The sequence below is a fragment of the Vibrio superstes genome, from assembly GCF_003569005.1.
Taxonomy (GTDB): Bacteria; Pseudomonadota; Gammaproteobacteria; order Enterobacterales; family Vibrionaceae; genus Vibrio; species Vibrio superstes.
On sequence record NZ_BCUR01000004.1, the window covers coordinates 2,373,605 to 2,386,581 of the forward strand.

General features: G+C 45.2%; 13 protein-coding genes. 7 read left to right on the forward strand and 6 right to left on the reverse strand.

The window, feature by feature from the left end; translation table 11 throughout:
* Positions 1-76 precede the first annotated feature (76 nt).
* Both D5I41_RS18795 and D5I41_RS18800 read left to right on the forward strand, forming a co-directional pair.
* On the forward strand, positions 77-355 hold the full coding sequence (locus D5I41_RS18795; protein ID WP_119011114.1) for a hypothetical protein: 279 nt from the start codon (positions 77-79) through the stop codon (positions 353-355).
* Positions 355-807, forward strand: coding sequence for a YaiI/YqxD family protein (locus tag D5I41_RS18800; protein WP_119011115.1), 453 nt, complete (start codon positions 355-357; stop codon positions 805-807). The genes D5I41_RS18795 and D5I41_RS18800 overlap by 1 nt, the downstream gene beginning before the upstream one ends.
* A gap of 85 nt (positions 808-892) precedes the next feature.
* On the opposite strand, the gene D5I41_RS18805 is transcribed toward D5I41_RS18800, so the two are convergent.
* The 3 genes from D5I41_RS18805 to D5I41_RS18815 all read right to left on the reverse strand — a co-directional run bounded on the left by D5I41_RS18805 (position 893) and on the right by D5I41_RS18815 (position 4,368).
* Complete coding sequence (locus tag D5I41_RS18805) at positions 893-1,705, reverse strand: HoxN/HupN/NixA family nickel/cobalt transporter (RefSeq protein ID WP_119011116.1); 813 nt, start codon at positions 1,703-1,705, stop codon at positions 893-895.
* 2 nt (positions 1,706-1,707) lie between these two features.
* Positions 1,708-2,403 (reverse strand): DUF1007 family protein, encoded by a 696-nt coding sequence (locus D5I41_RS18810; RefSeq protein ID WP_162892865.1) that lies wholly within the window; start codon positions 2,401-2,403, stop codon positions 1,708-1,710.
* Between the two features lie 348 nt (positions 2,404-2,751).
* A complete protein-coding gene (locus D5I41_RS18815; RefSeq protein WP_119011117.1) occupies positions 2,752-4,368 on the reverse strand; it encodes an NAD(P)/FAD-dependent oxidoreductase in 1,617 nt (538 codons plus the stop codon).
* 302 nt (positions 4,369-4,670) lie between these two features.
* Here D5I41_RS18815 and fdxA point away from each other — a divergent pair, with 302 nt between their 5' ends.
* Complete coding sequence (gene fdxA, locus D5I41_RS18820) at positions 4,671-4,994, forward strand: ferredoxin FdxA (protein ID WP_119011118.1); 324 nt, start codon at positions 4,671-4,673, stop codon at positions 4,992-4,994.
* A 17-nt stretch (positions 4,995-5,011) separates the two neighbouring features.
* Here fdxA and D5I41_RS18825 read toward each other — a convergent pair whose 3' ends face one another.
* Genes D5I41_RS18825 through syd form a run of 3 tightly spaced genes read right to left on the reverse strand, consistent with a single transcriptional unit; the run spans position 5,012 to position 7,115 of the window.
* On the reverse strand, positions 5,012-5,746 hold the full coding sequence (locus D5I41_RS18825; RefSeq protein WP_119011119.1) for an RNA methyltransferase: 735 nt from the start codon (positions 5,744-5,746) through the stop codon (positions 5,012-5,014).
* Positions 5,747-5,791: 45 nt separating this feature from the next.
* Positions 5,792-6,568: a Zn-ribbon-containing protein gene (locus D5I41_RS18830; protein WP_119011120.1), complete on the reverse strand. Its 777-nt coding sequence runs from the start codon at positions 6,566-6,568 to the stop codon at positions 5,792-5,794.
* 1 nt (position 6,569) lies between these two features.
* Complete coding sequence (gene syd / locus D5I41_RS18835; RefSeq protein ID WP_119011550.1) at positions 6,570-7,115, reverse strand: SecY-interacting protein; 546 nt, start codon at positions 7,113-7,115, stop codon at positions 6,570-6,572.
* An 86-nt stretch (positions 7,116-7,201) separates the two neighbouring features.
* Between syd and queF the strand changes: the two genes are divergently transcribed.
* From queF to xni, 4 genes are all read left to right on the forward strand, one after another.
* Positions 7,202-8,056 carry an NADPH-dependent 7-cyano-7-deazaguanine reductase QueF gene (gene queF / locus D5I41_RS18840; protein ID WP_119011121.1) on the forward strand — a complete coding sequence of 285 codons (855 nt, stop codon included), beginning with the start codon at positions 7,202-7,204 and terminating at the stop codon, positions 8,054-8,056.
* Entirely contained in the window at positions 8,057-10,369 is a 2,313-nt protein-coding gene (locus tag D5I41_RS18845) for a tetratricopeptide repeat protein (protein ID WP_119011122.1), read from the forward strand.
* 357 nt (positions 10,370-10,726) lie between these two features.
* Entirely contained in the window at positions 10,727-12,088 is a 1,362-nt protein-coding gene (gene ppnN, locus D5I41_RS18850; RefSeq protein ID WP_119011123.1) for a nucleotide 5'-monophosphate nucleosidase PpnN, read from the forward strand.
* A 118-nt stretch (positions 12,089-12,206) separates the two neighbouring features.
* The gene (xni, locus tag D5I41_RS18855; RefSeq protein ID WP_119011124.1) at positions 12,207-12,977 is read left to right on the forward strand and encodes a flap endonuclease Xni; all 771 of its coding nucleotides are present in this window, start codon (positions 12,207-12,209) and stop codon (positions 12,975-12,977) included.

A 12,977-nucleotide genomic window follows, 5' to 3' on the forward strand; every position in this document is an offset into this window, starting at 1 on the left:
GATTGATAAGTTGCTGTGTACTCATGATAGTGATTTCGATAGGATGACGATAAATCGTTAAACCAGAATTGATACTATGCTCACTAAAGAAGTTACCGACGAATTAAATCAGATTTTCCAAGCACTTGAATCTGAAGGTAAAGAACCTACCATGGCACTTGTCAAAGCGCGCCTTGGCAGTAAGGTTCCAATGCCAGCACTCATTGCCGCTATCAAGAACTGGAAGAGCACCAAGCGTGTTCCAAAAATTGAAGTCGCCGTTAATAGCGAGAGTTCTGACTCAAAGATTGAAGCACTAGAGAAAACGATCGCCGAGCTCACTCGTCGTATCGAAGCACTAGAAGGTAAGCAATAATGAAGATTTGGGTAGATGCCGATGCGTGTCCAAAGGTCATTAGAGAAACACTAGTACGCGCCTCAGAGAGGACAGGAATTGAATGTATCTTTGTTGCCAATCACCCTATCCCACTACCTAAGCGCAACACCATTCGCTTTGTGCAGGTCAGTCAAGGCTTTGATATTGCTGATGATGAGATAGCACTGCGTATTGAAGCCAATGATCTGGTCATTACCTCAGACATCCCCCTTGCTGACGAAATCATCACTAAGGGTGGACAGGCATTAAGTAGCCGTGGGGAATTGTTCACTAAGGAAAATATTAAGGCTCGCCTTAACGTGCGTGACTTTATGGACACTATGCGTTCATCAGGAGTACAAACTGGTGGCCCAAGTGCATTGTCACAAACCGAACGACGTGATTTCGCCAATGCACTCGATCGAATCCTAGCCCGCGTTCCTAAAAAATAGTCTTCCAAAGATTCGCACTTCATCTTGCGCCTTGATATTAAACAAGTAACATCAAGGCGCAACTGAAATGCCCACCTATGCTTGATCAATGAACAAGATTCAAAGTCGATACCTCGGCGAGTTTAAATAGTACTACCCCGGACAACAATAAAGACAAAGACAGCACAGTCATAGTGATACGAGACAAGGGACCTTGATCACCTTTTTCATGTGTCAGCCTTTTTGCAAGAAGCCCCTTATACACCAATATTGAATTCGTTAAGGCTGTGCCAAGTGCCATGGCATAAGTACTGACTATGCCCAGAGTAAAAAACTGAAAGGCATTGGCAAAGAACAAGACCAAAATGGCACCGGTACAGGGTCTCAACCCAACAAATAATAAAGGCTGCCAAGAACCAGAAGCGCTAGCATGCTTTTGCTGTCCAATGAACGAGCCTAGCAATAGCTTTAGGGATAACAATATAATGATGATGGCACTCATCTGTGTCAGCCACCTTACATTGTCAGCCAAGCTAACAGACAATAAAGAAGAAATATAGGTAGCACCAAACACTAGAATACAAGCAGAGGTTGCCTGCAGAACGGCCACCAGCAGAACCAACTTTAAGCTAGTTCTAATCGAATAACCATTGACTAGACTTATCGAGATGATCATGGTTTTGCCATGCCCAGGTGCGACAGAATGAATCAATCCGTACAAAAATGAACTAAACAGCATTGCGCCAATATAGATCAGTTGTCCTTGCCCTGCATAAAACAAATTATGACTGATCTCATCAACCAGATATTTTTGTATCTTGGATATTTGCAGCCAAATCTGCGGTAAGTACAGCCAAATAAAGTAAGCTAATACAATCAGGGTGGCACCTATCAGCCACTTCAAGAATCTTGATGACATGATTATTCTCCAGAGCAATCTATGGTGGCTTTTTGGGTAAACAGCTTACCGAGCTCGTTATCTGGGTCACTGTCTATCTGCAAGGACATGGCGTAAGCAACTTGCTCTGAAGTTGGGTTCGGGGCATGAGTGTGAAGCCTGCAGGATCCAACATCGCCATTAAATCCTATGGTTCCATAATCGTCCCAACTCATATCGATATAGTAGGTCGGGTCAAAGATATACAAACTCAGCTTAGGGGTATGCAGATCTATAGGTTTTGCCAGCTGCAATTGAAATTGAAGCCGTAGTTTAGGACCTACCATAGATATCTTTGCGCCCTCGACAGCTTGATATCGAATGGGGTTATCGCCTTGGTAGAAATAGGTGAAGTAATGCTTATAAAGTAGATTCTCTTGAATGTCTTTACTGAGCTTTTGAAACACCTGTTGCCGATTTTTTGGGGTTAACTTCGAACCAGAAAGTGTGTAGGCCGTGGTCATTGGATCAAACAACCAGTCCATACTCAGCGACTGAATATAGCCACCCTCAACATTCACCGTGGTTTTGGTAGAGATCCAAGAGTGTGGGTGAGCGAGAGCAGATGACGAAAATGAAAGAAACACTAGGGCAACGGACAGAGAAAACAGTTGGCCCAGGGCGAGATATCGAGAAAATAAAGGCATGCTTTGGATTGAAAAATAAGGGCTATTATCCACGTTTATCATATCGATATTAGGAAGTCATTGTTCTAAGATTCGTCTGTGCAATCCCTATTCGAAACTATGCAATGCCGTGTTTATGATTTCTATTATTTACTAGAAAACAGCTAAATTTCCCACTAATGGATTGCAACTCAAACAAAGCCCTCAAATGAACATGCAAAGCATAAATAGTCACGGTGTTTTCTTCCAATAACTCCCCCTAACAAGACGCCTCAAGAGAGGCCAGGGACTCATGGTTTCAGCATAGGTTTCTTCTCGCGAGAAGTGGCTATAATGGCGTGTGAGTAAAACAAAAAAAGGGCTCTAAATGAGCCCTCTAAACTATCGAGTATTTGTTCTACGCTATTGCGCTTCAGTTTCCGCTACAATCGACAGCGCCAACGCTTCTGCAACCTTGATACCATCGATGCCAGCAGACAAAATGCCACCAGCATAGCCCGCGCCTTCACCTGCAGGGAAGAACCCCTTTAGATTGATGCTTTGATAGTCTTTGCCACGCTTGATGCACAGTGGTGAAGAGGTACGAGTTTCTACACCAGTAAGCAAACCATCTTCCGTCGCAAAGCCCTTAATCTTCTTATCAAAGGCAGGAATTGCTTCACGTATGGCTTCGATTGCGTAATCCGGCAATGCTTTCGACACATCCGTTAACTTAATGCCTGGAGTAAATGAAGGCTCAACCTCACCCAATGCGCTTGGATCGCGACCTTTCAAGAAGTCTCCAATCTTTTGCGCTGGAGCGTCGTAGGTTTCGCCGCCCAGTTTAAATGCGCCAGACTCTAGCTCACGTTGCAGGCGAATACCCGCCAGTGGGTCACCTGGGTAATCTTGCTCTGGAGAAATACCCACTACAATCGCACTATTGGCATTACGCTCGGCGCGAGAATACTGACTCATGCCGTTAGTTACTACACGCCCCTCTTCAGAGGTAGCAGCAACTACTGTACCGCCAGGGCACATACAGAAGCTGTATACAGTACGACCGTTCTTACAATGGTGTACTAATTTGTAATCCGCAGCGCCAAGGATTGGGTTACCTGCATTTTTACCAAAACGTGCTTCATCAATCATTGATTGCTTATGCTCGATGCGGAAACCTACAGAGAATGGTTTTGCTTCCATGTAGACGCCACGTTCATGCAGCATCTCAAAGGTATCACGTGCGCTATGACCCACAGCCAATACAACGTGACGAGACTTGATGGTTTCACCATTAGACAGCGTCAGGCCAGTTAATTGGCCGTCTTCCATATGCAGATCATCAACACGTGTGCTAAAGCGAATCTCACCACCCAATGCGATGATTGTTGCACGCATTTTCTCAATCATGGTGACGAGTTTGAAGGTACCAATATGTGGCTTGCTCACATATTTGATCTCAGCAGGCGCGCCCGCATCAACAAACTCATTGATCACCTTGCGACTATAAAATTTAGGGTCTTTGATCTGGCTATACAGCTTACCGTCAGAGAAGGTTCCTGCTCCGCCTTCACCAAACTGCACATTTGATTCTGGATTTAAGTTACGCTTGCGCCAGAAGCCAAAGGTATCTTTAGTACGCTCGCGAACTTCTTTTCCTCGCTCAACCACGATAGGTTTAAAGCCCATTTGTGCCAGCACTAAGGCTGCGAATAAACCACATGGACCAAATCCAACAACAACTGGACGCTCGGTGTAGTTCTCTGGCGCTTGTGCAACGAACTTATACTCCATATCAGGAGTTTCACGGACGTGCGGATCGTCAGCAAACGCTTCAAGCAGTTGTGCTTGGTTTTCTACTTCGACATCTAGGGTGTAAATCAGCAGGATCTTTGATTTTTTACGAGCATCGTAGCCACGTTTAAACATATTAAAAGAAAGCACTTCCTCAGAAGTGATGCCCAGTTTTTTCACTATGGCAGCTTGAATAGCGTCTTCCTTATGATCTAAAGGAAGCTTTATTTCGGTCAAACGTATCATGCAGATGTCTCGTAGTCGGTGTCTTAGCTAAAGGGTAATGCGATTAAAGCCAATCATAAATTGGCGAATATTCACTCACACTTGCTCACAATGGCGGGGATTTTACGTTAACTTGAGAGGTCTGTCATATTAATTAACCGCATCTTGAGACAATTTACTTTGTAGTGGGAGTGCTAAACTAGGCGGTACGCATGACAAATAAAGGCACAAGCCCTTGAAGATTTTATTGGACAAATATTGTGTTTTTGTTTGGTATCCGTATCATCGCCCATCCGAAAATAGACTAATGAGAGTTCATCAGCATGGCGTTTGTCGTAACCGATAACTGTATAAAATGTAAATACACCGATTGTGTGGCGGTATGCCCTGCGGACGCATTTTATGAAGGGCCTAACTTTATGGTGATAAGCCCAATAGACTGCATTGATTGCGGCCTTTGTGTGCCGGAATGCGATGCCGCGGCCATCTTTCAAGAAGATGAACTTGCTCCAGACCAAGAAGTTTTTATTCAGCTGAACGAAGAACTCGCTGAAAAATGGCCAAACATCACTGAGGTTAAGCCCGCCTTACCCGATGCAGAAAAATGGAATGGCGTGCCTAACAAGTTAGATATGCTGGAGAGATAAACCCACCAGCTTCTTTGTTAACTGTGTTGACGGCGAAGGTTGTCCAAAATGATGCCTGTCGCCATCGCAACATTCAGCGACTCTGCACCACCAAAAGCGGGAATGGTTACCTTATCGGTCACAAACTTTGCTGCTTCTTCGCGAACACCATGAGACTCACTGCCCATTAGCAAGATACCGTCCGCAGAAAAAGCTTTTTTGTGAACGCTCTCTCCCTCTAGAAACGCCCCATATACTGGCAGGTCGGCTTGTTCTAGGTAGCTAGGTAGATCTAACTGACTCACAAACACTCGGCCAAAGCTTCCCATGGTCGCACTGATGGTCTTAGGGTTGTATGGGTCGGCGCAATCCACACTCGCAACGATATGCTTGATGCCATACCAATCTGCGACACGAATAATCGTACCTAGATTGCCAGGATCTGATACGCCATCTAAGGCAATCATCAGTCCTTCCGCCTTTGGTACATCAACGCTTGGGATCTCAACGATCGCAATGGCCGCATTATTACTGACCAAAGTGCTGGCTTTTGTCAGCTCATCAAGCGTCGCCTCTACGCAGTCAAAGCCTTTTAGTGACTGGCTATTCTCTACCAAGAAATCAGCGGTCGCAAAAACACTCTTGACTGTGAGCTGGCTATTACTTAATTCAAGGACATTTTTCTCTCCCTGAACAAGAAATAAACCATGAGCCTTGCGCTGTTTCTTCTGGCCTAGGGCGCGAATAAGTTTTAATTGGTTTTTAGAAATCATTCTTTTTCCAAAGGATTAGATTTTGGTTCACAACTTCAAAGCGCGTTACTTCAAGTGGTCCCAAGAGATATTTGACAACAGTCGGCACGAGTCGCATTTAAAATGGAACATGTCATGCAGTGGTTCATCTAATAACCAATGACCACCGCACTTCGGACATTTGCGTTGCTGCTCCTGCTTTAGGCTCTCGCCTCCCACTTGATACAGATAATAATAGGTCGGTATCTTAGTGATGTATTCAATACGCCCGCGCAAGTCCCAACCACGGCGGTAGATGTCACTGTCGACTGAATTTAATTCGCGTAAGGCCGCATGCTCAGCCTTACAGCCACCCGCCATCTGCAATTCATCACATGCCTGCCACTCTGTTTGCCATTTAATAATGGATTTATGATCACCATTGAGCGTGGGTGGATTGCGGTATAGAGGGATTGGCATAAATGAGTCACCACTTCGAAGTGGCGAGCAGGTATGCACATAGGTCGTATAGAGAATCTGCCAACTAGGGGCATCCTCTGTGCATGTTTCTTCTGAATTAAGATCCTGCCCCAAGACTCTCAATTTAGGCGCAAGCAATCCCGCCTCTGACAGCTTTGCCATAGAAAAGCGCACGAAGTCCGAGTGGTTTTTGGGGTGCAGGCTGTCTTTTTCAGGACACACACAACGCAAACTAAACGTCCCACCATCGATAGCGAGTGGAAACTCTCTACCTAATACCTGACCATTGAAACGCAGTGCCTCCATAAGGCCATTGATGGATTTCTCAACCGCGGTGAATGTGGTGTTATCATAGCATTCGAACTGCAATTCACAGACAAACATACTAGACCTCTACATCCAGTTGTTGTAGGAACTCCAGCAGATTTTCTGCAAGCACTTCACGCTTGTCGGTACCTAGCGATTCCAGCACCACATTCCCGCTAATGTTACATACAGAGATAACATCGAGGTCTGAATCAATGGCGGCGATAAATACCGTTGGCTTTAGCTTTAAACGGCGCTGTGTGACTAGGTGGCCCAGAATATTTTCTTGTAGGCGAACAAAGTCTTCATCGCTCCATACTTGCAACAGAGTAAGAGGCTTACCTTTCCAACTCATGGTCAAGTCAGCGCTATAGTGACTGCCGTAGAACTCTTTAATATCAGAGTGCAACAACAGCTCAATTCCCTGCTCTACATTGGTAAAGTCGGCATGCTCATCGCGTTGAAGAGGCTTCCAGAATACCTCTCCTGATTTGCTATCTTGAATACAGGGAGAAGCAACGCCCACCAGCTCTGAGCTGGTCGGTAGTGTGCCGTACTCTTGCTCAAAGGTTTTCAGGTATTGTTGATGAATTGAGTTAAGTGTATTGGCGATTGATTTGGACATAAATAACCCTACAGGCGTTCCGTTGATGACATCGAAGTATCTATTCAGTAAAATTCCTAACATTCTACTCTATAACGCAGTGTAAAATGAGCAAATATTCAGACGCAAAAGAGCTTGCCGGGCTAACCCTTGGCCAAAAAACGCAATACGCTTCTCTCTATGACCCCGAGTTGTTGCAGGCAGTACCAAGAAGCCTCAACCGAGATGATCTAGAGCTTGGTGATACATTGCCGTTTAAGGGGCAAGATATTTGGACGTTATACGAGTTGTCTTGGCTCAATGCTAATGGACTGCCACAAGTGGCAGTTGGCGAGGTCTCTATACCTGCGAGCTCCCCAAATTTAATTGAATCCAAATCCTTTAAGTTGTATCTAAACAGCTATAATCAAACGAAATTTAATGATTGGGATGCGGTTCAAGAGCAATTAGTTGTTGATTTATCCGCTTGTGCAGGAGGAAAGGTCTCGGTGACGTTGAGTCGAGTTCAAGACTTTAACCAGCAGCCTATTGTTGACATGCAAGGCGCTTGTATTGATGAGCAAGATATCTCAATTACAGCGTATGAGTTCAGCACTGACTACCTCAAGGGAAGCCTATCTGAAGAATCCGTAGATGAGGTATTACACAGCCACCTTTTAAAATCTAACTGCCTAATTACCAACCAACCAGATTGGGGAAGTGTAGAGATTCGATACAGCGGCAAGAAGATTAATCAAGAAGCTCTATTGCGCTATCTAGTGTCATTTAGAGAGCACAACGAATTTCACGAACAATGTGTGGAACGAATTTTCACGGACATCATGCATTTCTGCCAGCCGAAGTCTTTGTCGGTTTATGCCCGCTACACGCGCCGTGGTGGCCTGGATATCAATCCGTATCGCACCAGCTTGCACAGTGAGTCTAGCGCTCCAGATAGCACTTTGCGTTTAGCGAGACAATAAATGATGGGTTCTTTGTTCAGGTTATCCACCCTCCCCTTGCTTACCTTGCTGGTCATTGTTTTTTCACTGCCAACGACCGCGAGTGAGGCCACCAGTAGCCTGACAAAGGACCTAATTGACGCCAGACGATTAGTTCATGTTACGCCTTTACAATCAAGGAATAAGGCTAAGGTTTACCTTAATAATCAAGGCAATCTGAGAAACGAAGAAGATTTCTCGACCAATGCCGTTAAACGTAAAATGACGCCGATTGCAAAGGCCACCAATCAAATTCATGCGTATCAAACCATTGGTATCGCCGACTATATTCTTGGCAATTACCGTTCATCACTGTCTAGTCTAGAGCAAAGTATCTCAATCTCTGTGGCCAATCATTTGATCGTGCGAGAGATTGAGTCTCGCGTGCTAAAGACTAGCTTATTATGGAGAATGACTGAGGACCTTCGTAAGGTAGAAGCTCCCCTTGCAGAAATCGAAGAGAAGATGCAGTCGTCGCATATTGAAGGCTTAACCAAGAATAGACTTGAGTATGAGCTGAGCTTAGTGCATGCCAAGGTCTATTCAGATATTGGTGAAAACGAAAAAGCCGAAAAAAGCTTTCTACGTGCAAAAAAATACGCCGAAGGACTCCCTAGCTACCAGCAAGGCCTCGAAGCAAGCCTTCAGCTGGGTCAACACTACCTGAAGGTGCATCGATTAAACTCAGCATTAAAAGAGTTAATTGAAAGCTACTGGGTGGCCATAGGTAAAGACAATGCTCAATATATCGCTCGAGCCAATCACCTTTTGGCAGACCTCTATTTTGAGCGTCAAATCTACGCAAAAGCCCAAGAACACTTATCTCAAGCGGCAAGCTATTACGGAAACTACGACCAGTCACCTCTGTTTTCGACCGTTTTGCGTAAGCTCGCGGATGTCTACTTCATCCAAGGTCGCTACAACCTGGCACTGGTTCACTACTTTAACGTACTAGATCAAGAGCTGGCGGAGAAGGATCTGGAGAGCATTATCGACTTGAGGCTAAAGCTCACAGAAACCTATTTAAACTTGTTCAATTTCACTTTGGCTGAGCGCTATCTAAACCGAGCAACCGAGTTGCTCGACTATACCGACATCAAAGCACAAAGAGTGAAGTCGACACTGCTAACTGCAAAACTAGACTTCCTACAGAACCAGCCTAAACAAGCGGAGAAACTAGGTAAAGAAGCCCTAGAACAAGCGCAAAAGATGGGTGACCAGTCCATTCAATTAGAGGCCTTATCGCTACTGCATCGCGTGACTAAGTCCGCCAATAAAGACAAGGATTCGCTGACTTATCTTGAAGAGTACAACAGGCTTACTGCGATCAATCTTCAGCAAAAGGATGAACTGATAAGCCGAACCTTCCTCAATCAAGTCTCTTCTATTGAGCAGTCCTTACACTATAAGGATCAAGTAGACGAACTGAGTGACCTGAGTATTGATTACGACAAGTCCAAAACTCTAACCTTAGTGTTAGGAGTTACTACGACCATCCTATTCTTCTTGGTTGTACTGAATGCACGCCGTCTAGGGCGCAAGCACAAAATCATCGCAGAGCTTAGTCAGGAGCTCTACACACACCCTCGCTCCGGTCTAAGAAATATGAGGATGTTGAGTAGAAAGCTTCCTACCTCTCTAAACAAGTCAGTGACCAGTTATGAACAATGGCGATTTGGGCAACTCATTGATGAGCCGTTAAATGATCGCTTGAAGTTTGCCTTGATTAACGTGCCAATGATCTTCGATATCTATGCAAAGCATGGCTATAAAGCTGGGCGAGCCACAGAGAAAGCCTTTGGTGATCACATCAGAAATCACCTTAAAGAGGGGACTCGTCTTTATCATTTATCAGACAGTTCATTCTTGTATATCGAGCCGAACCCAGAGAAATTGCATCAACCTGAGCTTCTATTTGATCGATTCAAGGAGGTCATTGATAGCTTTGAAACCCAATATGAGGTCGATCGCATGTTCGGTGTGAGCATTGCCGATTACCCATTCTTACCGCGGGCCTATACGGCTATTAACGATGAAGACCTCATTGATCTTCTATTGTTAGCTGCTGATATTTGCGACTCTGTGGTGCAACTTGAACAGGAAAGTCAGTGGGTGTCCTTCACGGCTATTCCACTGGCACCCGCAGCGTGCTTTGCTCAAGATGATATGCGCCGTTCTATCTTAAATGCTATTCGAAACGGCTTAATCAAAGTCCATTCTTCATGCCTTGAAGAGAGTTTAACTCAAGCTCTAGAGCAGCTACCCAAACATGCAGACGCTCAGAATTTAACCTAACAACCTTTTTAAGCTACTAATTTTAGTCGAATTTTTATTGCAATTGTTAGTCTGGCATCTACTGTTAAGGTTAGACTGAACATACGGCTCATTACATCAATGTCCGTTTCACTGCGTATAAATTGTGGGCTTATACCAATCACACTAAGTAAGTGATCAGAGATAGCGTAGGAAAAAGCCTCGAGGACAAGGCAGAATTTTTCGATAAGTAGTTATTCTACAATCAAAAATTCTAACGCAGTCATCGAGTATTTTAACAAGCTAGGATGACCAGTTATTTAGTACGATTGGTATTATTCAACAGCCCACCGCTAAGCTCCTCTCATTTCTCTGAGCTTAGTCTAATAAGGAGCAGTTATGATTACGACAATCAATCCTGCGGGTAGCATGGATCTTCTCTCTCAACTTGAAGTTGAACGTCTCAAAAAGACCGCCTCAAGTGATATCTATAACCTCTATAGAAACTGCACTCTTGCGGTGCTCAACTCAGGCAGTCACACCGACGACAGTAAAAAACTGCTAGAGCAATATAAATCGTTCGACGTAAACGTGCTTAGACGAGAACGAGGAATCAAGCTAGAGCTTAGCAATGCACCAGAGCATGCCTTTGTCGACGGCACTATCATCAAGGGCATCCAAGAGCACCTGTTCGCCGTGCTGCGCGATATCGTGTTTGTGCACATGTCTATGGAACAAAACAAGCGATTGCAACTCGACAACTCGGTACATGTGACCAACCTAGTTTTTGGCATCCTACGTAACGCCAAAGTATTGATTCCAGGCATCGAGCCGAATCTTGTTGTGTGCTGGGGTGGCCATTCTATCAACGAGACAGAGTATCAATACACCCGCCTTGTGGGGCATGAACTGGGACTTCGCGAACTGAATATCTGTACCGGCTGTGGACCGGGTGCAATGGAGGGGCCAATGAAGGGCGCCGCTATCGGTCACGCAAAACAGCGACATAAACAGTCACGCTACATTGGCCTAACCGAACCCTCTATCATTGCAGCAGAGCCGCCTAATCCCATCGTGAATGAGCTGATCATCATGCCCGATATCGAAAAACGACTTGAGGCCTTTGTTCGTATCGCTCATGGCATTGTGATATTCCCTGGAGGCCCGGGTACGGCAGAAGAGCTGCTGTATGTACTGGGTATTATGATGCACCCGAAAAACCAAGATCAGCCACTGCCTATTGTTTTAACTGGGCCAAAAGAAAGTGAAGCCTACTTCCGCTCCATCGATAACTTCATTCGCGATACCCTTGGTGAACAAGCGCAGAAGTATTATCAAATAGTCATCGACGATCCGGCAAAAGCGGCTCGCATTGTCAAAGAAGCTATGCCTGCAGTCAGGCAAAAGCGCAAAGAAAATGAAGATGCCTACAGCTACAACTGGTCACTGCATATTGAGCCTGAATTCCAGATGCCCTTTGACCCTACCCATGAAAATATGCACAACCTAGATCTGCACATGGACCAGCCTCCTGAAATTCTCGCGGCGAACCTACGCAGAGCCTTCTCTGGCGTAGTAGCAGGCAATGTTAAGGCTGAGGGCATTGAAGAAATCGAAAAGAGAGGACCATTCATCATTGACGGTGACAAAGAGCTGATGAAGAAGATGGACATCCTATTGGGAGATTTCGTTAAACAGCAACGGATGAAACTCCCAGGTTCGGCATATACCCCTTGCTATAAAGTACAGACGTCAGACTAGGGTCTGTGACCTTTGAGGGTATTTAATTGCAAAAGGTCAACAGCCCCTAATATTAAGATTAAACTCTTGATCTAATTTTAGTTACAATGGGGCTACGGCCCCTTTTTAGTTTGTTGTTATGTCTATACACCTGGTTATCATTGATGCTTTAAACCTCATTCGTCGCGTACATTCAGCGCAGCCTGACGAAACTGATATCCAGCGCACTATAGACACCACTACTCGCACCCTAAAACGCATTCTCAGTGAAACCGAACCTAGCCATATCATTGCCGTATTCGATCACCACCAGCAAGTGCGTGGATGGCGAGAAGAGCGTTTCCCTGAGTACAAACAAAACCGTAAGCCTATGCCAGAGGCTCTTGCCTTAGGTTTAGATACGATTCAGCAAGCTTGGTGGCAACTCGGCATTGATTCACTGCTATCTGATGGGGATGAAGCGGATGATCTCGTGGCCACACTCGCGGTAAAACTGGCAAGCCAGCAGCACCAAGTCACTATCATTTCCACAGATAAAGGCTACTGCCAGCTACTTTCTCCTTCCTTACGCATCAGGGATTACTTCCAGCATCGCTGGCTAGATCAGGCCTTTGTCGAGAAAGAGTTTGCGGTAAAGGTCTCTCAATTGAGTGATTACTGGGGGCTCACGGGCATCAGTGGTACAGGCTTAAGTGGCATTCCGGGCATTGGGCCTAAAGCAGCTCGTGAGATATTGGCAGCCAATGAAAACCTTGAGCAAGCCTTTGCCGATGAAGGCTTGGCTGAAAAGTACAAAAAGAAGATTGCAGGAAATGAAGAACACGCCCTTCTGTGCCGGGAACTGGCCTCTTTAAAGACCGATTTAGAACTTGGGTTTAATCTTCAGGATTTACGCTGGGTTAAACCATAA